Origin of the sequence: Pseudomonas sp. VE 267-6A (assembly GCF_024126555.1) — a bacterium.
Classification (GTDB): Bacteria; Pseudomonadota; Gammaproteobacteria; order Pseudomonadales; family Pseudomonadaceae; genus Aquipseudomonas; species Aquipseudomonas palmensis.
Map to the genome: position 1 here is coordinate 127,116 of NZ_JAMYBY010000008.1, position 22,329 is coordinate 149,444.

Genomic DNA, 22,329 nt, shown 5'->3' on the forward strand with positions numbered 1-22,329 from the left:
GAAGCGTTTCAGATCAAGGCAAATGGTCGTCCAGCACCTTGTTCTTCCAGCCGTCATTGCCCGGCAGCAGCAGGTTGAGCGCAATGGCCACCACGGCGCACAAAGCGATACCCTTCAGGCCCCAGTCGTCCGGGCCGGTACCGGTGCCGACCAGCACACCGCCAATCCCGAACACCAGGGTCACCGAGACGATCACCAGGTTGCGCGCTTCGCTCAGGTCGATCTTGTGGCGGATCATGGTGTTCATGCCCACTGCCGCAATCGAGCCGAACAGCAGGCACAGGATGCCGCCCATCACCGGCACCGGAATGCTCTGCAGCAACGCGCCGAACTTGCCGACGAAGGCCAGGCTGATGGCGAACACGGCCGCCCAGGTCATGATCTTGGGGTTGTAGTTCTTGGTCAGCATCACCGCGCCGGTCACTTCGGCGTAGGTGGTGTTGGGCGGGCCGCCGAACAGGCCGGCGGTGGTGGTGGCGATGCCGTCACCCAGCAGGGTGCGGTGCAGGCCAGGCTTTTTCAGATAGTCGCGACCGGTCACGCTGCCCACTGCAATCACGCCGCCGATATGCTCGATCGCCGGGGCCAGGGCCACCGGTACGATGAACAGGATCGCCTGCCAGTTGAAGGCCGGCGCGGTGAAGTGCGGCAGGGCCAGCCAGGGGGCGGCGGCGATCTTGGCGGTGTCGACCACGCCGAAGTAGAACGACAGGCCAAAGCCCACCAGCACCCCGGCAATGATCGGCACCAGGCGGAAGATGCCCTTGCCGAACACCGCCACGATGAGGGTGGTGAGCAGCGCCGGCATCGAGATCATCATCGCGGTGCTGTAGGGCAGCAGTTCGGCGCCGTCGCCGGCCTTGCCCATGGCCATGTTGGCAGCAATCGGCGCCATCGCCAGGCCGATCGAGATGATCACCGGGCCGATCACCACCGGCGGCAGCAGGCGGTCGATGAAGCCGGTGCCCTTGATCTTCACGGCCAGGCCCAGGAAGGTGTAGACGAACCCGGCCGCCATCACCCCGCCCATGGTCTCGGCCAGGCCGAACTGGCCCTTGGCGAGAATGATGGGGGTGATGAAGGCAAAGCTGGAGGCGAGGAACACCGGCACCTGACGGCCAGTGACCACCTGGAACAGCAGAGTCCCCAGGCCCGCAGTGAACAGCGCAACGTTGGGGTCGAGGCCGGTAATCAGCGGCATCAGCACCAGCGCGCCGAATGCCACGAAGAGCATCTGCGCGCCGGAGACGACCTGGCGCCAGAGCGGGTCGTTGAACTCGTCCTGCATGTTCAGGTGTCCTTCTGCTTGGTGCCGAAGATCTTGTCGCCTGCATCGCCCAGGCCGGGAATGATGTAGCCGTGTTCGTTCAGGCGTTCATCGATCGAGGCGGTGTAGATACGCACGTCGGGGTGTGCACCCTCGACCGCCGCGATGCCTTCGGGCGCTGCCACCAGCACCATGGCGCGGATGTCCTTGCAGCCGGCCTTCTTCAGCAGGTCGATGGTGGCGATCATGGAGCTGCCGGTGGCCAGCATCGGGTCGATGATCATGGCCAGGCGCTCGTCGATCTCGGGTACCAGTTTTTCCAGGTAGGTGTGCGCTTCGAGGGTTTCCTCGTTGCGGGCAACGCCCACGGCGCTGACCTTGGCGCCCGGGATCAGGCTGAGCACGCCGTCGAGCATGCCGATACCGGCGCGCAGGATGGGCACCACGGTGATCTTCTTGCCGGCGATCTTCTCGACCTGTACGGTGCCGCACCAGCCTTGAATGTCGTAGCTTTCCAGCGGCAGATCCTTGGTTGCCTCGTACGTCAGGAGCGCGCCGACTTCCTGGGCGAGTTCGCGAAAATTCTTCGTGCTGATATCGGCGCGGCGCATCAGGCCGAGCTTGTGACGGATCAGCGGATGGCGGATCTCACGGGTTGGCATAGGGAAAGGCTCCGGGGGGCGGGCAAAAAAACCGCGCTAGAGTAATCTATTCGGCCGCAGGTGTCCTATAGGCATTGTGCACGTTAGTCCATAAATGCTTGATCTGATGCGTGAGGGTGCGTACCTTTGCCCGCTTTTCTCAACCGCAGCCCCCTGGAGAGCGTCATGTCCGCTGATCTCGAGCATATCCGTCAAGTCATGCGTGAAGCAGACTGCCTGCACAGCGAAGCCGAAGTCGAAGCGGCGATTGCCCGTGTGGGCGCGCAGATCACCGCCGACCTGGCCGACCGCAACCCGGTGGTGTTCTGCGTGATGAACGGTGGCCTGATCTTCTCCGGCAAGCTGCTGACCCATTTGCAGTTCCCGCTGGAGGCGTCCTACCTGCATGCCACGCGCTACCGCAACCAGACCAGCGGCGGTGACCTGTTCTGGAAGGCCAAGCCCGAAGTGTCGTTCATCGATCGAGAAGTGCTGATCATCGACGACATCCTCGACGAAGGGCACACCCTCAGCGCCATCATCGACTTCTGCAAGCATGCCGGTGCCAAGGCAGTGTACAGCGCGGTGCTGGTGGACAAGGACCACGACCGCAAGGCCAGCCCTGACCTGAAGGCCGACTACTGCGGTTTGAGCTGCGTTGACCGCTATGTGTTCGGCTACGGCATGGACTACAAGGGCTACTGGCGCAATGCGGCGGGTATCTATGCCGTGAAGGGCATGTAAAACCGGGTGGGAGCTGACTTGGCCCGCGAAAGGGGCGATGCGGTATCAGCTATTTGCGGTGCCTGCATCGCGGGTCAGGCCCGCTCCCACAAGAGGCCATCAGCTTCGTACATTTCTCATGCTAGAGTGCCAGGCCGCCCCCAAGGAGCCTGCCATGCGCGCCATCCTCGCCCTCCTGCTGCTGACCAGCCTGCCCCTGGCCGCCGCGCCGCTGCACAGCCAGTTCCTGCCGCCCGACGACCTTACCCTGCGCCAGGAAACCCCCGAAGCCCAGCAACTGCTGCAGGTGACCCAGTATTCGGTGGTGGTCGGCAACCAGCGACAGTCCAACCAGCAACCGATACCGGTCACGGCACCGGTGCTGATGCGCCTCAAGGGCAAGCCCCTGAACAAGGGCGCCACCATCAGCGAGGTGCTGATCAGCTTCGACGGCGAAGGCAAGAGCCTGCGCAAGCCGGCGTTCGACGCCAAGAGCCGCACCCTGACCCTCAACTATCCCGCCAGCCAGTACCGGGTGATTCTCGACCTGCTGCGCAACGACACCCTGTACGTGCAGTTCCTCAGCTATGCCAACGGTCATATCTGGGCCGATGTGCACACCGGCACCCTACGCGCGCGTTGAGCCACAGCGCTGCCGGGGGGTAAACTGCCGGCCCGTGAAAAATGTCCGTGATGGTTCAGTTGGAGTCGGCAATGCGTAAAGACAAGAAGCAAGTGATTGGTGATGAGATCAGCGACGACTACATCAAGTCGTTTCTCCAGTTCGAACCGGCCGATGCCAGCTCGCCCTCGCACCACAAACTGATCAAGGCCTATCGCGGCCTGCGCATCGATGACTTCGAACGTTTCGTCGGCTTCTTCGTCGAGGCCGGATACGATGTGGACGGCAAGGACGAGCACGGCAACACCTTCGCCCAGGTGATCGGCGACCAGCGCAATGCGCCCGAGTACATCGAGATCATCGACAGCGCCCGCAAGTGAGTACATCGCAGCCATGAAAAAACGCCCCGAGGGGCGTTTTTTCATGCATCACGCTTACGCGTAGCTTTGCGTCGGCTGGTTCTCGACCAGGCCCAGGGCCTCGTCGTTCTGCGCGCTGATCTTGTGGTACAGCGCAGCGTCGGTCGCCAGGACCTTCTCCCGTGCCGGGAAGATCTCGTTGAGCTTGGCCGCCCAGGCGCCCTTGGCCTGCTCGGGGAAGCAGCGTTCGATCAGTTCCAGCATGATCGACACGGTGACCGAAGCACCCGGCGAGGCGCCCAGCAGGGCGGCCAGCGAGCCGTCCTTGGCCGCCACCAGTTCGGTACCGAACTGCAGGATGCCGCCTTTTTTCGGGTCTTTCTTGATGATCTGCACCCGTTGCCCGGCCACTTCCAGGCGCCAGTCTTCGGCCTTGGCTTCAGGGTAGAAGCGACGCAGCGATTCCAGGCGCTGTTCCATCGACTGCATCACCTCGCTGACCAGGTACTTGGTCAGGTCGAAGTTGTCGCGGGCCACGGCCAGCATCGGCCCGATATTGCCCAGGCGCACCGACAGCGGCAGGTCGAGGAACGAGCCGTGCTTGAGGAACTTGGTGGTGAAGCCGGCGTACGGGCCGAACAGCAGCGAGGTCTTGCCGTCGACGACGCGGGTATCCAGGTGCGGTACCGACATCGGCGGCGAACCCACGGCGGCCTGGCTGTAGACCTTGGCCTGGTGGCGCTTGACCACCTCGGGGTTGTCGCAGCGCAGCCACTGGCCGCTGACCGGGAAACCGCCGAAGCCCTTGCTCTCCTCGATGCCCGACAGCTGCAGCAGCGGCAGGGCCGCGCCACCGGCGCCGAGGAACACGAAGCGGGCATCGACGTCGCGGCTGCTGCCGCTGTTGACGTCCTTGATGGTGACGGTCCAGCCGCTGCCGTTACGGCGCAGGCCGGTGACCTTCTTGCTGTACTTGACCTGCGACTCGGGGGTGTCGGCCAGGTGCTTGAGCAGCTTGTTGGTCAGGGCGCCGAAGTTGACGTCGGTGCCTTTCATCACGCGGGTGGCGGCGATGTGCTGGTCGGCGGGGCGGCCCGGCATCATCAGCGGCATCCACTCGTTCATCAGCGCCTTGTCTTCGGTGTATTCCATCTCGGCGAAGGCGTGGTGAGGCTTGAGCGATTCAAACCGCTTTTTCAGGAACGCGACGCCCTTGTCACCTTCGACGTAGCTCAGGTGCGGGATCGGGTTGATGAAGGCACGCGGGTTCTTGAAGGCGCCCTTTTTGCTCAGGTAGGCCCAGAACTGCCGGGATACCTCGAACTGGGTATTGATGTGCACCGCTTTCTTGATGTCGATGCTGCCGTCGGCGGCCTGCGGCGTGTAGTTCAGCTCACACAGCCCGGCATGGCCGGTCCCGGCGTTGTTCCACGGGTTGGAACTTTCCGCGGCACCCGAATCCATCAACTCGACGACTTCCAGCTTCATCGCCGGGTCGAGTTCCTTGAGCAGTACGGCCAGGGTGGCACTCATGATGCCGGCCCCTACCAGTACTACATCGACTGCTTCGTTCTGCGCCATTAACGCGTCTCCAAAAATCTTCAGCACCAAATTGACAGCATGGCTCCCAGGCTTGGCCGGGATTTCCATGTCCGCTACTTCGCAGGTTTTTCAACTTCCGCGGACACCACCAACCGGGCTTTGCGTTGCCTATGAACGCATTTTACCGCCCGTGCGGCAATTCGACTTATGGTCAAGGTGTCCATCGTGCGCTATGGACCGGCCTTAGTCACCCATCGCAGATGAGTGCTGTTGCCAGCTGTTTGGGGCTTTCAGGGACGCAGTTGCTGCTTTTACACATGCCAGACTGTTCATTGCTCGCCACACTCTCGTGAAGTTGTGAAAACCGTTTTTTCACGCTCTTTTGGAGTCGTGAACCTCAAAAAGGGTGTGCACGATGGCAAACCCGGCAGGTTCAGGCAGAGCAGAGCGCCGAAGGAACGCGGGCACACCAGCTTGGCAAGACCTGTGTGGGCGGCTCTCTGTGGGCGATTCGGGGATGCCGATGCAATGGCATTGGCGGTGCTGCGAGGCCCGATCAGGAGACGTCCTTATAATCGGGGGGAGATTATAACGAGGTCGCGGGCAGAAACGATCTTTATTAACGACTTTTGTTGCGCTTTGCTTCGCCGGCCACGCCGTGGCGGGCTGGCCTGCAGGGGGCAGGCGGCTGAACAGAGCGCTCACCGGCGCAGGTGGGCAGTCTACGCGGTCGATGATGAAACGATTGTGACAGTGGCTGGCCCCGATGGCTGGGGTGGTCCCGGGTGGTTATACTGGCGACCTTTGCTGCTATTCCTGGAGAGATGAGCATGTTGCAACGTTTGTTGTTCGGTTTGATCGCTGTCACCAGCCTGACCCTGGTCGGTTGTGCCCACAGCCCGCAACAACTCAGCCCGCAACCCAAACTCACTGCCCAGCTCGCGCCCGTGGGTCGTGGCCAGCCGGTGGTGGTCAAGGTGGTCGATGGTCGTCCTTCGCAAACCCTGGGTACCCGCGGCGGGCTGTACCCGGAAACCAGCGCCATCACCGTGAACGGCAATGACATCGTGCCCAAGCTGCAGGCCCAGGCCGAGGCAGCGGTGCGCCTGCTGGGCTTCACGCCCACGGCGAACGCCTACAACGCCCCGCAGCTGACCGTGACCCTGGCCGAGCTGAAGTACCAGTCGCCCAAGGAAGGCCTGTACGTGACCGAGGCCACCATCGGCGCCACCTTCCGTGCCGACGTGTCCAATGCCAACCGCCGCTACAGCGGTCGCTACGGCGCCTCGCTGGACCAGCGCTTCGGCATGGCGCCCAACCAGGAAACCAACACCAAGCTGGTGGGTGACGTGCTCAGCGACGCCCTGACCCGCCTGTTCAAGGACCCGACGGTCGGTCAGGTACTGGGCGAGTAAACCCGCTGACGGCAAACGAAAAAGCCCGATGCCTCGTTGCAGGCATCGGGCTTTTTAGTGGGCGTGACCTGCTCAGGCGGCTTCGACGTAGAAGTCCAGCAGGCTGATGCCGGTGCCCTGGTCGACCTCCGGCAGGTCATGGTGGGCATGCCCGCCAAGTGCGCAGTACACCAGCCACTGGCGGTCCTGGACGTTGAACGCCAGGCCGTCGATCAAGGCCTGTTGTTCATCGCTGGGGGCGATCAGATAGAGGCGGTCCTGGTTTTCGGCGTGCAGCATGACAAGCTCCCTGAGTGTTGAAGGGCAATAGAGTGGCTTGTCGGGATGACGAACGTGTGACGGCCGGATTTAATTGTCATCGGTCGCAAAGTACGAGAGAGCCGCTGGCGCTTGGGTAGAATGCGCGGCGTGTCGAGGTCTGGTTTTTTATCGAGGTTGTGCGATGTCGTTGCAAGTGATGTGGGGGCTGCTGGCGGCCCACCCGGCCAAGCTGATCAATGTGCTGGCCTTGTTGATTACCTGCCCTGGCGGGTTGCTGTTGCAAGCGGCGCGGCGTCGTGGCGCGCAGGCGCTGGCGGGGCTGGCGCGTGATGAGGTGATGGTGGAGGGGATGAACCTGCGGGTGAACCGGTTCTACTACATCCTGGGGTTTTCGTGCCTGGCGATGGCGCTGCTGCTGTCGTGGTTCAGTACCTGGATCTGAGGTGAAGCCATCGCGGGTCAAGCCCGCTCCCACATGTTCTGCACTGTACTCAAGGCCAGTGATATCCCTGTGGGAGCGGGCTTGACCCGCGATACGGGCGACGCGCTCTAGAGCGCCAACCCCGCCTTGACGCGGTACTGGTTGCGCACCGGCATCGCATACTGCAGCACCAGGTACGGCTGGTGTTCCACCGGGCAGGCATCCAGGCGCCGCTGCCACTCGGCCTGGGCTCGGGCCAGCTCATCGGCCGGGAACACCTCGGCGGCCCTGGGCACCTGCAACTGCGGGTCGGCATCGGCCCACTGTGCATACGCCAGGTAATGCACCGGGAACAACCGGTAGCCACCCAGTATCTGCCGATCGATTTCCGCCGCCAGCTGCTTGGTGTCTTCGAAGTACTCGCTCACCGGCGGGGCAAAGTTGATGTGCACGCGACCTTTGTAGCCGGTGATGCCCTGGGCGATGCTCACGTCATCCTCGCCAGGCGCCTTGCTGTAGGTGCCGGTGGTGGCGCGGATGTACAGCTCGCGGGCCTTGGCCTGGTCGCACGGGTCGTACTCGTAGCTGATCGACACCGGGCTCAGGTTCAGCGACTGGATCACCGCGCCGAACGGTTCGTCCTTGCGGCTCATGTGGAACATCTTGAGGATCGCCGAATCGGTGCGGTCGTCACCATCCTTGGCGCGCCCCTCGGCCTGGGCGATCCAGATCGAGGCGCAGTCGTTGCGGATCGAGTGGTTGATGTAGGCCGACAGCAGCTGATAGGCCGCCAGCTTTTCGCGCCGCCCGGTGATCGAGCGGTGCACGATGAAGCTCTTGTTCAGGCGCATCATGTCGCTGACGAACGGCTTTTGCAGCAGGTTGTCGCCGATTGCGATGCGCGGGGTCGGCAGGCCGGCGTGGTACACCGCATAGTTGACGAAGGCCGGGTCCATCACGATGTCGCGGTGGTTGGCCAGGAACAGGTAGGCACTGCCGGACTTGAACTGCTCGACACCGGTGTAGGTCACCCCGTCGGTGGCGCGGTCGATGGTGTGGTCGACGTAGTATTCGACCTTGTCCTGCAGGGTCGATACGCAACTGACCCCGGCAAATTCCTTGCGCAGGCGCCGGGCGATCAGCGGCTTGAGCAGCCATCCGAAAGCCCCGGCCATGCGCGGGAAGCGAAAGTGGGTGAGGATATCCAGAAATGCCGGGTCGCTGAGCAGGCGCGCCAGCACGGCGGGCACCTCGGCGTCGTTGTACGGTCGGATGGCATCGAATTCGCCCATCATGCTCTCTTGTTGGAAACGGCTAGGGTAATAGTAGGGCTGCGGACTGAAAAACGGCTCAGACACCGGCAAGGCCTGTAAATAGACCGGCAATTATACGCACAAGTCACCTGGGAGACTGCGATGGTGGAATCTGCTTTCTATGATTGTCCTTACTGCGGTGAGCAAGTGGAAACCACCGTTGACCTGTCCGGTGGCGACCAGAGCTATATCGAGGACTGCCAGGTCTGTTGCCGGCCGATCGTGTTCGTGCTGCAGGTGCATGGCGAGGAGTGGATGCTGGACGTCAAGCGCGAGGACGAGTGATGCAGCGTATCTACGAGCCGGAAAGTCTGCTGGAGGCCGAGCTTCTGATCGGCATGCTGCGCAGCGAAGGGATCCAGGCGCACCTGAGTGGGCGCGACCTGATGGGCGCCGTGGGCGAGCTGCCGATGCAGGGGCTGCTGGGCCTGGCGGTGCCCGATGCGCAGGCCGAATACGCACGCCAGCTGATCGCCGCGTACAATGGCGCCCAGCCGCTTCCTGGCGACGAGCCGGAGAGCCTTCCGGGAATACTGATTTGCTAGGTTTTGCTCATGTGTGGACGTTACGCCCTGTTTCGCTGGTCTTCGGCGTTTGCCGCGCTGCCCGGGTTCCCGCCTGACCAGCAGGCGCAATGGAACATCTCGCCCGGCGCCTCGGTGCTGATCCAGCGTCAGCGCGAAGGCCAGCTGGAGCTGGCGCGGGCGCGCTGGGGGCTGACCCCGGCGTGGCTGACCGACCTGTCGCGCACCCCGGCCCAGGCGCGCGCCGAGACCCTGGCCGAGCAACCGATGTTTCGCGAAGCGTTTCGCCTGCGCCGTTGCCTGCTGCCGGCCAACGGCTTCTACGAGTGGCGCGGCACCGCGCGCAAGCGGCCTTACTGGCTGACGCCGGGCGAGGGGTCTTCGCTGTTCTTTGCCGGCGTGTGGGAGGCCTACCCGGTGCAGGACCAGGTGTGGCTGAGCACGGCGGTGGTGACCCAGGCCGCAGTCAACCAGCGCCGGCCGCTGATTCTGGATGCGGCAGGGCAGGCCGCGTGGCTGGACCCGCAGACGCCGCTGGTGAAGTTGCAGGAATTGCTCGCTGGCCCGCAGGCCGCCTTGCGCGAGCGGGTGCTGGCGAACCTGGTGAATGATCCGAAGTTGAATGCGCCGGAGTGCCTGACCCCGGCGTAAGTGGTGAGCCCTTCGCCGGCAAGGCTGGCTCCTACAGGCACTGCATGCCCCTGTAGGAGCCGGCCTTGCCGGCGAAGCTTCTGGCTCAGACGCGAAACTGATTGATCAACCGCCGCTGCTGCTCCGCCAGCTTGGTCAGCTCCGCGCTCGCTGTGCTTGACTCATCCGCCCCGCCAGCCACTTCATTGGCCACCTGGCCGATATTGATCACGTTGCGGTTGATGTCCTCGGCCACTGCGCTCTGCTCCTCCGCCGCGCTGGCGATCTGGGTGTTCATGTCGTTGATCACCGACACCGCCCGGGTGATGCTCTCCAGCGCCTGGGCCGCCTGCGCCGCCTGTTGCACGCTGACTTCGGTCTTGCCCTGACTGTCCTCCATTACCTGCACCACATCCCGCGTGCCCTGCTGCAGCTGCTGGATCATCTGCTGGATCTCTTCGGTAGCCTGCTGGGTCTTCTGCGCCAGGTTGCGCACTTCATCGGCCACCACGGCAAACCCGCGCCCCTGTTCACCGGCTCGCGCCGCCTCGATGGCCGCGTTGAGCGCCAGCAGGTTGGTCTGTTCGGCAATTGCACGAATCGCCACCAGGATCGCGTTGATGTTCTCGCTGTCACGTGCCAGGGCCTGTACCACACCCACCGCACGGCCGATCTCCTCGGCCAGGGCGCTGATCGAGGTGGAGGTGTTGCGCACGATCTCCAGGCCCTGGTTGGCGGCCTGGTCGGCATTGCTGGCCGCTTGCGCCGCATGGGTGGCATTGCGCGCCACGTCCTGGGCGGTCGCGGTCATTTCATGCACCGCAGTGGCCACCAGGTCGATTTCGGCCATCTGCTTGTGCACGCCCTGGTTGGTGCGAATGGCGATGTCGGCGGTGTGCTCGGACGAGTCGCTGACCTTCTGCACCGACACCACCACCTGGCTGATCATTGCCTGCAGCTTGCTCAGGAATGTATTGAAGCCACGGGCGATGGCGCCCAGTTCGTCGGCGCGATCACTGCTCAGGCGCCGGGTCAGGTCACCTTCGCCCTGGGCGATGTCGTCCAGCATGCCGACCATCTGGCGCAGCGGCCGGGCGATGCCGTGGGCCAGCAGCCAGATCACCAGCAGGCCAAGCCCGGCGATGCCCAGGCCGACCACGATCATGCCGGTGAGGTCGGTGCTGCGCTGGGCGCTCATTTCGCGCTGCAGCGCGTCGAGGTCGGCCATCACCGCGCTGACCGGCAGTTGCAGCAGCAAGGTCCAGCGCGAGGCGGTGTTGCCCACGGCAAATGGCACGAACAGCTCGATCTGTCCGCTGGCATGGTCGATTTCGTAGTGCAGCGCCTTGCCCGACAGGTTGCCGAGCACCGCCACTTCATTGGGTTGCAGCACATCGCTGGCTTTTTTGCCGAACGTGCTCGCATCCTTGGTGTAGGCCACCACGCGTCCGTTGTTGGACAGCAGCGCCATCTCGCCCGCGCCGTCATACAGCTGGGCGTCGGCGGCCTTGAGCATATCCTGGATGAAGTTCAGCGACAGGTCGGCGGCGGCGATGCCCTGGAACTGGCCGTTGACCATGATCGGCTCGACGAACGAGGCCAGCATCACGGTCTTGTTGCCCACCTGGTACGGGGCCGGGTCGATGGCGCAGGCCTTGCCGGTCTCCTTGGAACACAGGTAGTACTCGCTGGTGCGCACGCCTGTGGGCAGCAGGGTACGGTCGTCCACATCCTGGAGTTTGTCGAGGGTCAGGCTACCGTCGTCGTTACGGTACCACCACGGCAGAAAGCGCCCGCTCTGCGGGTTGACGCCCGCCAGCGTGCTGCCTGCATAGCGGGCATCGTCGTGGTCCAGCGCATTGGGCTCCCAGCCCACGTAAACGCCCAGCAACAGCGGGTTGTCCAGGGCGGTCTGCCTGAGCAGGGCGATCATCTGTTCGCGTTCGAGCTTGAGCTGCGGGTTGCCGGCAGCATCCTGCATGCCGATCAGGGCATTGGTGGTGGCCAGGCCGCGGGCGATCAGCAGCGGCGCCTCGAGGCTGCGCTGGATCTGGCTGACCTGGGTCTGGGCCAGGGCCGTCAGGCGTTGCTCGATCACTGCCTCGAACTGTTGCTGGGTGCGGTTGTGCACCAGCGTCTGGGTGCGGGCACCGGAATACACTGCGTATAGCACCAGTGCTGCAACGATGCTCAGCACGATGGCACCGGCCAGCGCGGCCACGGAAAACTGGATCGACTTGAACTTCATGGGAGCTCCGAGCGCAAAGAGGGTCGCCTGTCTGGGCGTTATCGGCGCGCCGGGGGCAAAGCATGAGTGTGGCGATGCAATTCTTCGCGAACGGCTGTAGCGCGTTTATGATGCGCGGCCTAGGATACGCCGCATGTTCGAAGGGAGTGTTTTCATGCGTAGATCAGTTGTTATCGGCGCCCTGAGCGCCAGTGTGCTGCTGGCCGGTTGCCAGGCCGTGAACACCACCAGTGGTGGAGCGGTAGGCGTGGAGCGCAAGCAGTACATGTTCAGCATGCTGTCGACCGATGAGGTCAACCAGATGTACGCGCAGTCGTACCAGCAGACCCTGGGCGAGGCATCCACCAAGGGTATGCTCGACAAGACCAGCGCCACCGCCAAGCGGGTGCAGGCCATTGCCGACCGGCTGATCGTGCAGGCGCCGAAGTTCCGCCCCGATGCGGCGCAGTGGAAATGGGAAGTCAACCTGATCAAGAGCGACGAGCTCAATGCCAACTGCGGCCCGGGAGGCAAGATCATTTTCTATACCGGCCTGATCGACAAGCTCAAGCTGACCGACGACGAGATCGCGGCGGTGATGGGCCACGAGATCGCCCACGCCCTGCGCGAGCATGGTCGCGAGGCGATGTCCAAGGCCTATGGTGTGGAGATGGCGCGCCAGGGCGCAGGTGCCCTGTTCGGCCTAGGCCAGGACAGCCTGGCGCTGGCCGACACCGTGGTGCAGTACAGCATGACCTTGCCCAACAGCCGCAGCAACGAGAACGAAGCCGACCTGATCGGCCTGGAGCTGGCGGCGCGTGCGGGCTACAACCCGAATGCGGCGATCAGCCTGTGGAACAAGATGACCGAAGCGTCGGGTGGTTCGCAGCCTGAGTTCATGAGCACTCACCCGGCTTCGAGCAGCCGTATCGCGTCGTTGCAGGCGGCGATTCCCAAGGTGATGCCGTTGTACGAGCAAGCCAGAAAATAGCGCCGTGACCTTCGCCGGCACTGTCGGCTCCTACCCGAACCTGTAGGGGCCGGCCTTGCCGGCGAATGCTTCACGCGCTAGCCGGTATCAGCCCACCCACCCGCTGACCTTCATCGCCGAATACACCGCCACCAGCGCCAGCACCACGAATGCCGTGGCCGCCAGGCGACGGATCAGGGTCAACGGCAGCTTCTCGGCGGCAAAATTGCCCGCCAGCACCACCGGTACGTTGGCAATCAGCATGCCCAGGGTGGTGCCGATGATCACCATGATCAGGTGCGGGTACTGCGCCGCCAGCATCACCGTGGCCACCTGCGTCTTGTCGCCGATCTCGGCAATGAAGAACGCGATCAGCGTGGTCAGGAACGGGCCGAAGCGCCGCGCCGTACTGGCTTCATCGTCATCCATCTTGTCCGGCACCAGGGTCCACAGGGCCGTGGCGGCAAAGCTTGCGGCCAGGATCCAGTGCAACGTGGCCTCCGAGAAGAAACTGCCGAACCACGCACCCACCGCACCGGCCGCCGCATGGTTGGCCAGGGTCGCGGCAACGATACCGGCGATGATCGGCCAGGGTTTGCGAAAGCGTGCAGCGAGGATGAGCGCGAGCAGTTGCGTCTTGTCGCCGATTTCGGCGAGCGCAACGATGGCGGTGGGGACCAGCAATGATTCCAGCATCAGGATTCCTACGGGGGCGGGTCGACACGGCTATGACACGTACAGCCTTCCCGCCCCGGGTAAGGTGTGCGTGTCATAGGTCTTGTCAAACCCTGGATCCGTCTGTGCGGACCGTGGGTCGTACGCGCCATGGTCTGAGGACCAAGTATGTTGACGCGTACCGGGCGAGCTGGGTGCTCGCGGGAGACTACTCCCCTAGGACGGAGCGGATTCTGCCTAGGCAAAACCGTTTGGGCAAGCGAAGTTTTTAAGTTCGTGTGGCCTGGTAGATCCGAAAGCCTTGTCCCTCGTCGCGAATCAGGCAGTTGCCCAAGGCGCCTTCGATGAGCGGTTGGTACCGCAGGAAGCTGTTGGCCACAAGCCGAAGTTCGCCGCCTTTTTTCAGATGATCGGCCGATTTTTTCAGCAAGGTTTCCGAGGCGTGGTAATTGGTGTGAACCCCGGTGTGAAACGGCGGATTGCTCAGGATCACGTTCAGCTCGCGGGGCGCGGCATCGATGCCGTCACCGGCGATGACCTCCCCCTCCAGGCCATTGGCGGCCAGGGTCAGGCGGCTGCTGGCCACGGCGAAGGCATCCACGTCCAGCAGCGTTACCCGGCTTTGTGGGTAGCGGCGCTTGATCGCCGCGCCGAGTACGCCCGCGCCGCAGCCAAAGTCCAGCACATGGCCCACGGGCAGTTGCTCGAGGTTATCCAGCAGCAGCGCGCTGCCGCGGTCCAGCCGGCCATGGCTGAAGACCCCGGGCAGGCTCACGATCTGCAGCGGGCCTTCGGCCAGTGGCAGTTCGAATCGTTGCGCCAGGCTTTCCAGCGGCTGCGCCTCTGGCGGGGTGTCCACCGTGACCTGCCACAGCTGGCAATGGCGTGCACTGTCGAGCTTGCGCGGCTTGCCGAAGGCGTGCAGCTGCTTGGCCGCACCCTCGATACCCCCGCGCTTTTCACCCACCAGGTACAGCTGGCGCCCACCCAGGCGCGAGGCCAGGGCATTGAGCAGGTAGTTGGCCAGATCGCGGGACTTGGGCAGAAACAGCACGGCGCCGTCGAAAGCCACCGGCGGCACCTCCACGCCATAGTGACTGCGCCCGGCAAATCGCGCCTCGAGCGCGGCCTGGTCGCCGGCGTGCCAGCTCCAGGCGCGGGCATCGGGCAGGCTGCCCAGCAGGTCGTCGGCGGGCAGGCCGGCCAGCAACACGGGGCCTTTGAACAGCTCGGCCTGACGGAGCAACACTTCACTACGCGGGTCCATGGTCGGCGCCCCTCTGCAAAAAGTCGCGAATTCTAGCAGAACTCAGCTGACCACTCGGCGCGGGTTGCCCTGCAGGAAGGCTTCGGCGTTCTCGGCCAGTTGGCCGACGATGCGCTGGCGCGCCTCGACCGCGCCCCAGGCACTGTGCGGGGTGACCACAAGGCGCGGGATATCGCCTGCCAGCAGGGGGTTGCCATTGACCGGAGGCTCCACGCTGAGCACGTCGGTGGCGGCGCCACCCAGGTGCCCGCTGCGCAGTGCGTCGGCCAGCGCCTGCTCGTCGATCAGCCCGCCACGGGCGGTGTTGACCACGAACGCGCCGGGCTTGAGCAGGGCCAGCTCGGCGGCGCCGATCATGTTGCGGGTGCTGTCGTTGAGCGGGCAGTGCAGGGTCAGCGCATCCACCTGCGGCAGCAGCTCGGCCAGGCTCAGGCGATCATCGCGGGCCGGGCGGCCGGGCAACTGGCCGGACAGCACGCGCATGCCGAAGGCTTCGGCCAGGCGTGCCACCGCACCGCCAAGTTCGCCGTGGCCGAGCAGGCCGAGGGTCTTGCCCTCCAGTTCGACGATGGGAAAGTCGAGCAGGCAGAACTGCCTGGCCTGGGCCCATTTGCCGTCGGCCACCGCCTGCTGGTAATCGGGCAGGCGAGTGGCCAGCGCCAGCAGCAGGGCCAGGGTGTGCTGCGCCACCGAGGGCGTGCCGTAGCCCTGGCAGTTGCTGACCACGATGCCTTGGGCGCGCGCGGCCTGCAGGTCGACGTTGTTGGTGCCGGTGGCCGACACCAGGATCAGCCTGAGGTCGGGGCAGGCGGCGAGGGCGGCGGCGTCCAGGTGCACCTTGTTGGTGATCGCCACGCTCGCGCCCTGCAGGCGCTCGGCCACCTCGTGGGGGGCAGTGGCCGGGTGCAACTGCAGTTCATCGAAGCAGCCGCGCAGGCGGCTCAGGTCGAGGTCGCCCAGGTCCAGGGAGCTGTGGTCGAGGAATACAGCGCGGCGCAAGGTCATGGGGCAGGCTCCTGGGGTGTGGTTTGGGCAGGTAGTGGGGCATTAGAGCCTGCATCGCCGTGGGCGTAAAGCCAGGCATCCGGCTGCACGGGAGGTGACTGTGCCGATTCACTTGTAACTGTATCTTTCAGAACTGCCAGGCAGTGGGTAAGGTACGCCACCCGATCGTTTGCCAGGAGCGTCACCCCATGTACTGGGCAGAATTTCTCACCGTTGCGCTGATCCACCTGCTGGCCGTGGCCAGCCCCGGCCCGGACTTTGCGGTGGTGGTGCGCGAAAGTGTTACCCACGGTCGGCGCGCCGGTACCTGGACCGCCTTCGGCGTGGGCACGGCGATCTTCCTGCATGTGGGCTATTCGCTGCTGGGCATCGGCCTGATCGTGTCGCAGTCGATCATGCTGTTCAACGTGCTCAAGTGGCTGGCTGCGGCCTACCTGGTGTACATCGGCATCAAGGCCCTGCGTGCCCGCCCGGCGCCTGCCGGCAGCGAGAGCGTGCAGGTCTCGACCGTGGCGCGCACCCCGCGTGCCGCCTTTGTGGCAGGGTTCATGACCAACGGCCTGAACCCCAAGGCCACGCTGTTCTTCCTGTCGCTGTTCACGGTGGTGATCAACCCGCACACTCCGCTGCTGATACAGGCCGGCTACGGGGCCTACCTGGCGCTGGCCACCGGCCTGTGGTTCTGCCTGGTGGCCCTGCTGTTCAGCCACGCCCGCGTGCGCTCCGGGTTTGCGCGCATGGGCCACTGGTTCGATCGCGGCATGGGCGCGGTGCTGGTGGCGCTGGGTATCAAGATCGCCTTCACCGAGATGCACTGAGGCGGTTGATGGCCATTGGCCTGTCATCCCTGCGGGCGCGCAAATCATTCCTTTGGCTGATTTGAGCGCCCCCGTCCCGTTCTAGAGTAAGCGCCGTATTGCCATGCCTGCGTACTCGAAAAAGGGACTCCCATGCTGCAAACCAGGATTATCGCCCCCGCTGCGGGCGCTTACGAATACCCGCTGCTGATCAAGCGCCTGCTGATGTCGGGCAGCCGCTACGAGAAAACCCGCGAGATCGTGTACCGCGATCAGCTGCGCTACAACTACCTGACCCTGAGCGAGCGCATCGCGCGCCTGGCCAACGTGCTCACCGCAGCCGGGGTCAAGGCCGGCGACACCGTGGCGGTGATGGACTGGGACAGCCATCGCTACCTGGAGTGCATGTTCGCCATCCCGATGATCGGCGCGGTGGCCCACACCATCAACGTGCGCCTGTCGCCCGAGCAGATCCTCTACACCATGAACCACGCCGAAGACCGCTTCGTGCTGGTCAACAGCGATTTCATCGGGCTGTATCAGTCCATCGCGCCGCAACTGACCACGGTCGAGAAGACCCTGTTGCTCACCGACGGCCCCGACAAGCATGCCGAACTGCCGAACCTGGTGGGCGAGTACGAGCACTTGCTGGCCGGCGCGGCCACCACCTACGACTTCCCCGACTTCGACGAGAACTCGGTGGCCACCACCTTCTACACCACCGGTACCACCGGCAACCCCAAGGGCGTGTATTTCACCCACCGCCAGCTGGTGCTGCACACCCTGGGCGTGGCTACCGTGACCGGCAGCATCGACAGCATCCGCCTGCTGGGCACCGATGATGTGTACATGCCCATCACCCCGATGTTCCACGTGCACGCCTGGGGCATCCCCTACGTGGCCACCATGCTCGGGCTCAAGCAGGTCTACCCGGGGCGCTACGAGCCGGAGATGCTGTGTCAGCTGTGGCGGGGCGAAAAGGTCACCTTCTCGCACTGCGTACCGACCATCCTGCAGATGCTGCTCAACGCCAAGGGCGCGCAGGGCCAGGATTTCGGCGGCTGGAAGATCATCATTGGCGGCAGCTCGCTCAACCGCGCCCTGTATGAGTCGGCCAAGGCCCAGGGCATCCAGCTCACGGCGGCCTATGGCATGTCGGAAACCTGCCCGCTGGTGGCCTGTGCCCACCTCAACGAAGAGCTGCTGGCCGGCAGCGACGACGAATGCATCAGCTACCGCATCAAGGCCGGCGTGCCGGTGCCGCTGGTGGAGGCCGCGGTGATGGATGCCGAAGGCGGCTTCCTGCCGGCTGACGGCGAGTCCCAGGGCGAACTGGTGCTGCGCGCGCCGTGGCTGAGCATGGGGTATTTCCGCGAACCGGAGAAAGGCGCCGAGCTGTGGCAGGGCGGCTGGCTGCACACCGGGGATGTGGCGACCATCGACAGCATGGGCGTGGTCGATATCCGCGATCGCATCAAGGACGTGATCAAGACCGGCGGGGAGTGGGTGTCGTCGCTGGCCCTCGAAGACCTCGTCAGCCGCCACCCCTCGGTGCGCGAAGTGGCGGTGGTGGGTGTACCCGATCCGCAGTGGGGCGAGCGTCCGTTTGCCCTGCTGGTGGTGCGTGACGGCACCAGCATCGACGCCCGCGAGCTCAAGGAGCACCTCAAGCCCTACGTGGAGCTGGGCATGATCAACAAGTGGGCAATCCCCAGCCAGATCGCCCTTGTTACCGAAATTCCCAAGACCAGCGTGGGCAAGCTGGACAAGAAGCGCATCCGCGTCGACATCAGCCACTGGCAGGCCAGCAACAGCGCATTTCTGTCCACCCTCTGAAGGCGGGCCGGTCGCGCCCTGGCGGGTGCGACCCTTGCGCCAGACACCTGCGCGCCTTGTCAAAGCGAAAAAATAGGCCATCCTTGCCGCTGCCCGCGCAGTTGGCGAGCGAATCAGCTCTTTGGGTGTAGTACCAACGTGCAAATCACACTTTAGAGGGATCAAGCACAGGTACCTGCTGGCTATAGTCGGGTCAGGGGATTTTTAGGGACGGGGGCCCGCGCAAATGACTGCGCACTGCCACGTTGGTCGACCAGCAGGCGTATTCACGTCGGTCGTTCGATGCGTTTCTCAAAGGACTCACTGCCATAAAAATAAAGTACATGGAGTAGCGTCGATGACATCAGTAAATCTGTTCTGGCGCCGGGCGAAATTGCCATTGGCCGTCAGCCTCGCTTCTACGCTCGCCGGCCCTGCATTCGGCGTCAGTTTCAACATCGGTGAAATCGAAGGTCAGTTCGACTCGTCGCTGTCCGTGGGGGCCAGCTGGTCGACGGCCAAGCCGAACCAGAACCTGATCGGCGTCAACAACGGCGGCAAGGGGCTGTCGCAGACCTCCGACGACGGCCACCTGAACTTCAAGCGCGGCGAGACCTTCTCGAAGATCTTCAAGGGCATCCACGACCTGGAGCTCAAGTACGGCGACACCGGCGTGTTCGTGCGTGGCAAGTACTGGTACGACTTCGAACTCAAGGACGAACACCGCCAGTTCAAGGACATCAGCGACTCCAACCGCAAAGAGGGCGCCAAGTCGTCCGGTGCCGAGCTGCTCGACGCTTTCGTCTACCACAACTACTCGATTGGCGAACTGCCGGGTTCGGTGCGTTTCGGCAAGCAGGTGGTGAGCTGGGGTGAAAGTACCTTCATCGGTGGTGGCATCAACTCGATCAACCCCATCGACGTTTCCGCGTTCCGCCGCCCGGGTGCCGAGATCAAGGAAGGCCTGATCCCGGTCAACATGTTCTACATCTCCCAGAGCCTGACCGACAACCTGTCGGCCGAAGCCTTCTACCAGCTGGAATGGGACCAGACCGTCGTCGACAACTGCGGCACCTTCTTCTCCCAGCCGGACATCATCGCCGACGGTTGCACCGACAACCTGCGCGTATTGTCCAGCAGCCGCACCATGACCCCGGCACAGATCGCCGGCCTGGCCAACTTCGGCGTGGACGTGAACGAGGAAGGCATCAAGGTGGCGCGCGGCCCCGACCGCGATGCCCGTGACAGCGGCCAGTTCGGTGTTGCCCTGCGCTACATGTTCGAACCGCTCAATACCGAGTTCGGCGCCTACGCCATGAACTACCACAGCCGTGCGCCGATCTTCAGCGCCACGGGGGCTTCTGCACAGGCCTACGCCATTGCCGGCATGGTCGACCCGCGCACCGGCGCCGCCATCGTGGCGGGCAACTCCAAGTACTTCGTCGAGTATCCCGAAGACATCCGCCTGTACGGCCTGAGCTTCTCCACCACCCTGCCTACCGGCACCGCGTGGAGCGGTGAAATCAGCTACCGGCCGAACGCACCGGTGCAGCTGAACACCACCGACATCCTGTACGCCGGGGTCACCCAGCTGGGCGGCACGTTCGGCAATGCCTCGCTGCTCAAGGGCCAGGCCGATACCGACCTGCACGGCTACAAGCGCAAGGAAATCACCCAGTTCCAGACCACCCTGACGCACTTCTTCGACCAGGTGATGGGCGCCAGCCGCATGACCGTGGTAGGTGAAGTGGGCGTGACCCACGTGGGCGGCCTGGAAAGCGCCGACAAGCTGCGCTACGGCCGCGATCCGGTGTATGGCCCTGGCCCGCTGCCGGATACCTTCGGCCTCAACACCTGCTCGGACATCCTCAACGCCGGCACCATCGGTGGCGCCGCGCCTGGCGGTGGTTCCTCCGCCAACCGCAGCCGCAAGTGCGAAAAGGACGGCTACACCACCAGCACCTCGTGGGGCTACCGTGGCCGCGTGATCTGGGACTACAACGATGTGTTCGCCGGGGTCAACCTCAAGCCGAGCGTGGCCTGGTCGCATGACGTGTCCGGCTACTCGCCAGGCCCGGGCGGCAACTTCGAGGAAGGGCGCAAGGCGGTCAGCCTGGGCCTGGACGCCGAATACCAGAACACCTACACCGCGAGCCTGTCGTACACCAACTTCTTCGATGGCAAGTACACCACCGTGGATGACCGCGACTTCATCGCCCTCAGCTTCGGCGTGAACTTCTAAGCACTGATCCGGGAAGACCAAGATCATGAAAGCAACCAAGAGTCTGTTGAAAATCGGTGTGCTGAGCCTGTCGCTGCTCGCCACCGGCGTGATGGCGGCGGTGTCCGCCGACGAAGCCGCCAAGCTGGGCACCAGCCTGACCCCGATGGGCGCCGAGAAGGCCGGCAATGCCGACGGTTCGATCACCGCCTGGCAGCCCCTGAGCACCACGGCCGGTTCGGTCGATGCCAAGGGCTTCCTGTCCGACCCGTACGGCAACGACAAGCCCAAGTTCACCATCACCGCGCAGAACGTCGACCAGTACAAGGACAAGCTGTCCCCTGGCCAGTTGGCCATGTTCAAGCGCTATCCGGACACCTTCAAGCTGCCGGTGTACCCGACCCAGCGTGGCTCCACGGTGCCGGACTCGGTGTTCGCCGCCATCAAGAAGAACGCCACCACCACCAACCTGGTCGCTGGCGGCAACGGGCTGGAGAACTTCCAGATCGCGATTCCGTTCCCGATCCCGAAAAGCGGTGTGGAGGTGATCTGGAACCACATCACCCGCTACCGTGGCGGTGGCGTCACGCGTGTGGTGAACCAGGCCACGCCGCAGCAGAACGGCAGCTACAGCATGGTGAAGCTCGAGGAACAGTTCATGTTCCGCGATCGCCTGAAGGATTTCGATCCGGCCAACCCTGGCAACGTGCTGTTCTACTTCAAGCAGAAAGTGACCGCCCCGCCGCGTCTGGCCGGTACCGTGCTGCTGGTTCACGAGACCCTCGACCAGGTCAAGGAGCCGCGCAAGGCCTGGATGTACAACGCTGGCCAGCGCCGCGTGCGCCAGGCCCCGCAAGTGTCGTATGACGGCCCGGGTACCGCCGCTGACGGCCTGCGTACCTCCGACAACCTGGACATGTTCAACGGTGCGCCGGACCGCTACGACTGGAAGCTGGAAGGCAAGAAGGAGATGTACATTGCCTCCAACAGCTACAAGCTCGATTCGACGAGCCTCAAGTATGCCGACATCATCAAGCCGGGGCATATCAACCAGGACCTGACCCGTTACGAGCTGCGTCGCGTGTGGCATGTGGTGGGCACCCTGAAACCGGGCCAGCGGCACATCTATGCCAAGCGTGACTTCTACATCGACGAAGACACCTGGCAAGCGGCCGTGATCGACCAGTACGACGGCCGCGGCCAGCTGTGGCGGGTATCCGAGGCACATGCCCAGGATTACTACAACAAGCAGGTGCCGTGGTACACCCTGGAAGCCATCTACGACCTGCAGTCGGGCCGTTACCTGGCGCTGGGCATGAAGAACGAAGAGCAGAAGGCCTACAACTTCGACTTCACTGCCAGCAAGGCCGACTTCCAGCCGGCAGCGCTGCGCCAGGATGGTGTGCGCTGAGTTAGAACCTCCTCCGTGTGATCCCCAGAACGCCCCGGCTTGCCCGGGGCGTTTCTGTGTGTGGCCCGACAACAGGCCGTGAGGGGCAATGCGGGATGAATTGCACGCAATGCTGCGCTTCGTGAGTTTTTGTCGCTTTTTGTTGTAGTCTTTTTTCCGACCTCTGCGCCAATCATCTTCAAATGTGCCGTTTAAAGCGCTAGTCTCGGCGGGTCTGTTCTGC

22 protein-coding genes and 1 riboswitch are annotated in these 22,329 nt (G+C 63.9%); of the genes, 13 read left to right on the forward strand and 9 right to left on the reverse strand.

The genetic code is table 11. The features are described from left to right. Positions 1-13 precede the first annotated feature (13 nt). A complete protein-coding gene (locus tag NJH59_RS11365; protein WP_043864342.1) occupies positions 14-1,288 on the reverse strand; it encodes a uracil-xanthine permease family protein in 1,275 nt (424 codons plus the stop codon). 2 nt (positions 1,289-1,290) lie between these two features. Then, positions 1,291-1,929 (reverse strand): uracil phosphoribosyltransferase, encoded by a 639-nt coding sequence (gene upp / locus NJH59_RS11370; RefSeq protein WP_043864343.1) that lies wholly within the window; start codon positions 1,927-1,929, stop codon positions 1,291-1,293. Between the two features lie 165 nt (positions 1,930-2,094). Here upp and NJH59_RS11375 point away from each other — a divergent pair, with 165 nt between their 5' ends. The 3 genes from NJH59_RS11375 to NJH59_RS11385 all read left to right on the forward strand — a co-directional run bounded on the left by NJH59_RS11375 (position 2,095) and on the right by NJH59_RS11385 (position 3,633). Beyond that, a complete protein-coding gene (locus NJH59_RS11375) occupies positions 2,095-2,652 on the forward strand; it encodes a hypoxanthine-guanine phosphoribosyltransferase (RefSeq protein WP_043864344.1) in 558 nt (185 codons plus the stop codon). A 154-nt stretch (positions 2,653-2,806) separates the two neighbouring features. Next, positions 2,807-3,274, forward strand: coding sequence for a hypothetical protein (locus NJH59_RS11380; RefSeq protein WP_054916235.1), 468 nt, complete (start codon positions 2,807-2,809; stop codon positions 3,272-3,274). 71 nt (positions 3,275-3,345) lie between these two features. After that, entirely contained in the window at positions 3,346-3,633 is a 288-nt protein-coding gene (locus tag NJH59_RS11385; protein ID WP_054916234.1) for a PA4642 family protein, read from the forward strand. A 54-nt stretch (positions 3,634-3,687) separates the two neighbouring features. Here the strand turns inward: NJH59_RS11385 and mqo are convergent, their stop codons facing one another. Next, entirely contained in the window at positions 3,688-5,193 is a 1,506-nt protein-coding gene (gene mqo / locus NJH59_RS11390; RefSeq protein ID WP_043864347.1) for a malate dehydrogenase (quinone), read from the reverse strand. 791 nt (positions 5,194-5,984) lie between these two features. Here mqo and NJH59_RS11395 point away from each other — a divergent pair. Then, the gene (locus NJH59_RS11395; protein WP_043864348.1) at positions 5,985-6,569 is read left to right on the forward strand and encodes a YajG family lipoprotein; all 585 of its coding nucleotides are present in this window, start codon (positions 5,985-5,987) and stop codon (positions 6,567-6,569) included. A gap of 72 nt (positions 6,570-6,641) precedes the next feature. On the opposite strand, the gene NJH59_RS11400 is transcribed toward NJH59_RS11395, so the two are convergent. After that, on the reverse strand, positions 6,642-6,848 hold the full coding sequence (locus tag NJH59_RS11400) for a hypothetical protein (RefSeq protein WP_043864349.1): 207 nt from the start codon (positions 6,846-6,848) through the stop codon (positions 6,642-6,644). A 163-nt stretch (positions 6,849-7,011) separates the two neighbouring features. On the opposite strand from NJH59_RS11400, the gene NJH59_RS11405 reads away from it, so the two are divergent. Continuing rightward, positions 7,012-7,272 (forward strand): hypothetical protein, encoded by a 261-nt coding sequence (locus NJH59_RS11405; protein ID WP_054916233.1) that lies wholly within the window; start codon positions 7,012-7,014, stop codon positions 7,270-7,272. A gap of 107 nt (positions 7,273-7,379) precedes the next feature. On the opposite strand, the gene NJH59_RS11410 is transcribed toward NJH59_RS11405, so the two are convergent. After that, positions 7,380-8,543, reverse strand: coding sequence for a 1-acyl-sn-glycerol-3-phosphate acyltransferase (locus tag NJH59_RS11410; protein WP_043864351.1), 1,164 nt, complete (start codon positions 8,541-8,543; stop codon positions 7,380-7,382). Positions 8,544-8,666: 123 nt separating this feature from the next. Between NJH59_RS11410 and NJH59_RS11415 the strand changes: the two genes are divergently transcribed. Genes NJH59_RS11415 through NJH59_RS11425 form a run of 3 tightly spaced genes read left to right on the forward strand, consistent with a single transcriptional unit; the run spans position 8,667 to position 9,739 of the window. Next, positions 8,667-8,849 (forward strand): CPXCG motif-containing cysteine-rich protein, encoded by a 183-nt coding sequence (locus NJH59_RS11415; protein ID WP_054916232.1) that lies wholly within the window; start codon positions 8,667-8,669, stop codon positions 8,847-8,849. Then, the gene (locus tag NJH59_RS11420) at positions 8,849-9,109 is read left to right on the forward strand and encodes a DUF2007 domain-containing protein (RefSeq protein WP_043864353.1); all 261 of its coding nucleotides are present in this window, start codon (positions 8,849-8,851) and stop codon (positions 9,107-9,109) included. The genes NJH59_RS11415 and NJH59_RS11420 overlap by 1 nt, the downstream gene beginning before the upstream one ends. Before the next feature lie 9 nt (positions 9,110-9,118). Further along, the gene (locus NJH59_RS11425; protein WP_043864354.1) at positions 9,119-9,739 is read left to right on the forward strand and encodes an SOS response-associated peptidase; all 621 of its coding nucleotides are present in this window, start codon (positions 9,119-9,121) and stop codon (positions 9,737-9,739) included. An 85-nt stretch (positions 9,740-9,824) separates the two neighbouring features. Here NJH59_RS11425 and NJH59_RS11430 read toward each other — a convergent pair whose 3' ends face one another. Continuing rightward, complete coding sequence (locus tag NJH59_RS11430; RefSeq protein ID WP_043864355.1) at positions 9,825-11,966, reverse strand: methyl-accepting chemotaxis protein; 2,142 nt, start codon at positions 11,964-11,966, stop codon at positions 9,825-9,827. A gap of 154 nt (positions 11,967-12,120) precedes the next feature. Between NJH59_RS11430 and NJH59_RS11435 the strand changes: the two genes are divergently transcribed. Next, the gene (locus NJH59_RS11435; RefSeq protein WP_043864476.1) at positions 12,121-12,936 is read left to right on the forward strand and encodes a M48 family metallopeptidase; all 816 of its coding nucleotides are present in this window, start codon (positions 12,121-12,123) and stop codon (positions 12,934-12,936) included. 87 nt (positions 12,937-13,023) lie between these two features. Here the strand turns inward: NJH59_RS11435 and NJH59_RS11440 are convergent, their stop codons facing one another. From NJH59_RS11440 to NJH59_RS11450, 3 genes are all read right to left on the reverse strand, one after another. Continuing rightward, positions 13,024-13,611: a TMEM165/GDT1 family protein gene (locus NJH59_RS11440; protein ID WP_043864356.1), complete on the reverse strand. Its 588-nt coding sequence runs from the start codon at positions 13,609-13,611 to the stop codon at positions 13,024-13,026. Positions 13,612-13,699: 88 nt separating this feature from the next. Continuing rightward, a riboswitch (yybP-ykoY riboswitch) is annotated at positions 13,700-13,819 on the reverse strand. Between the two features lie 39 nt (positions 13,820-13,858). Then, positions 13,859-14,857 carry a class I SAM-dependent methyltransferase gene (locus NJH59_RS11445; RefSeq protein ID WP_043864357.1) on the reverse strand — a complete coding sequence of 333 codons (999 nt, stop codon included), beginning with the start codon at positions 14,855-14,857 and terminating at the stop codon, positions 13,859-13,861. Positions 14,858-14,899: 42 nt separating this feature from the next. After that, positions 14,900-15,862, reverse strand: coding sequence for a 2-hydroxyacid dehydrogenase (locus tag NJH59_RS11450; RefSeq protein ID WP_054916229.1), 963 nt, complete (start codon positions 15,860-15,862; stop codon positions 14,900-14,902). Between the two features lie 188 nt (positions 15,863-16,050). Between NJH59_RS11450 and NJH59_RS11455 the strand changes: the two genes are divergently transcribed. From NJH59_RS11455 to NJH59_RS11470, 4 genes are all read left to right on the forward strand, one after another. Continuing rightward, entirely contained in the window at positions 16,051-16,680 is a 630-nt protein-coding gene (locus NJH59_RS11455; protein WP_043864359.1) for a LysE family transporter, read from the forward strand. Positions 16,681-16,812: 132 nt separating this feature from the next. Beyond that, positions 16,813-18,495 carry a fatty acid--CoA ligase gene (locus tag NJH59_RS11460; protein ID WP_253086808.1) on the forward strand — a complete coding sequence of 561 codons (1,683 nt, stop codon included), beginning with the start codon at positions 16,813-16,815 and terminating at the stop codon, positions 18,493-18,495. A gap of 337 nt (positions 18,496-18,832) precedes the next feature. Beyond that, positions 18,833-20,716: a DUF1302 domain-containing protein gene (locus NJH59_RS11465; protein ID WP_043864361.1), complete on the forward strand. Its 1,884-nt coding sequence runs from the start codon at positions 18,833-18,835 to the stop codon at positions 20,714-20,716. Between the two features lie 25 nt (positions 20,717-20,741). Next, positions 20,742-22,106, forward strand: a complete 1,365-nt coding sequence (locus NJH59_RS11470) for a DUF1329 domain-containing protein (protein ID WP_043864362.1) — start codon at positions 20,742-20,744, stop codon at positions 22,104-22,106. The last annotated feature ends 223 nt before the right edge of the window (positions 22,107-22,329 follow it).

Bases quoted from the DNA above. Each gene is read 5' to 3' on its own strand.
- NJH59_RS11365 (WP_043864342.1), bottom strand. From the start codon at position 1,288: ATGCAGGACGAGTTCAACGACCCGCTCTGGCGCCAGGTCGTCTCCGGC.
- upp (WP_043864343.1), bottom strand. From the start codon at position 1,929: ATGCCAACCCGTGAGATCCGCCATCCGCTGATCCGTCACAAGCTCGGC.
- NJH59_RS11375 (WP_043864344.1), top strand. From the start codon at position 2,095: ATGTCCGCTGATCTCGAGCATATCCGTCAAGTCATGCGTGAAGCAGAC.
- NJH59_RS11380 (WP_054916235.1), top strand. From the start codon at position 2,807: ATGCGCGCCATCCTCGCCCTCCTGCTGCTGACCAGCCTGCCCCTGGCC.
- NJH59_RS11385 (WP_054916234.1), top strand. From the start codon at position 3,346: ATGCGTAAAGACAAGAAGCAAGTGATTGGTGATGAGATCAGCGACGAC.
- mqo (WP_043864347.1), bottom strand. From the start codon at position 5,193: ATGGCGCAGAACGAAGCAGTCGATGTAGTACTGGTAGGGGCCGGCATC.
- NJH59_RS11395 (WP_043864348.1), top strand. From the start codon at position 5,985: ATGTTGCAACGTTTGTTGTTCGGTTTGATCGCTGTCACCAGCCTGACC.
- NJH59_RS11400 (WP_043864349.1), bottom strand. From the start codon at position 6,848: ATGCTGCACGCCGAAAACCAGGACCGCCTCTATCTGATCGCCCCCAGC.
- NJH59_RS11405 (WP_054916233.1), top strand. From the start codon at position 7,012: ATGTCGTTGCAAGTGATGTGGGGGCTGCTGGCGGCCCACCCGGCCAAG.
- NJH59_RS11410 (WP_043864351.1), bottom strand. From the start codon at position 8,543: ATGGGCGAATTCGATGCCATCCGACCGTACAACGACGCCGAGGTGCCC.
- NJH59_RS11415 (WP_054916232.1), top strand. From the start codon at position 8,667: ATGGTGGAATCTGCTTTCTATGATTGTCCTTACTGCGGTGAGCAAGTG.
- NJH59_RS11420 (WP_043864353.1), top strand. From the start codon at position 8,849: ATGCAGCGTATCTACGAGCCGGAAAGTCTGCTGGAGGCCGAGCTTCTG.
- NJH59_RS11425 (WP_043864354.1), top strand. From the start codon at position 9,119: ATGTGTGGACGTTACGCCCTGTTTCGCTGGTCTTCGGCGTTTGCCGCG.
- NJH59_RS11430 (WP_043864355.1), bottom strand. From the start codon at position 11,966: ATGAAGTTCAAGTCGATCCAGTTTTCCGTGGCCGCGCTGGCCGGTGCC.
- NJH59_RS11435 (WP_043864476.1), top strand. From the start codon at position 12,121: ATGCGTAGATCAGTTGTTATCGGCGCCCTGAGCGCCAGTGTGCTGCTG.
- NJH59_RS11440 (WP_043864356.1), bottom strand. From the start codon at position 13,611: ATGCTGGAATCATTGCTGGTCCCCACCGCCATCGTTGCGCTCGCCGAA.
- NJH59_RS11445 (WP_043864357.1), bottom strand. From the start codon at position 14,857: ATGGACCCGCGTAGTGAAGTGTTGCTCCGTCAGGCCGAGCTGTTCAAA.
- NJH59_RS11450 (WP_054916229.1), bottom strand. From the start codon at position 15,862: ATGACCTTGCGCCGCGCTGTATTCCTCGACCACAGCTCCCTGGACCTG.
- NJH59_RS11455 (WP_043864359.1), top strand. From the start codon at position 16,051: ATGTACTGGGCAGAATTTCTCACCGTTGCGCTGATCCACCTGCTGGCC.
- NJH59_RS11460 (WP_253086808.1), top strand. From the start codon at position 16,813: ATGCTGCAAACCAGGATTATCGCCCCCGCTGCGGGCGCTTACGAATAC.
- NJH59_RS11465 (WP_043864361.1), top strand. From the start codon at position 18,833: ATGACATCAGTAAATCTGTTCTGGCGCCGGGCGAAATTGCCATTGGCC.
- NJH59_RS11470 (WP_043864362.1), top strand. From the start codon at position 20,742: ATGAAAGCAACCAAGAGTCTGTTGAAAATCGGTGTGCTGAGCCTGTCG.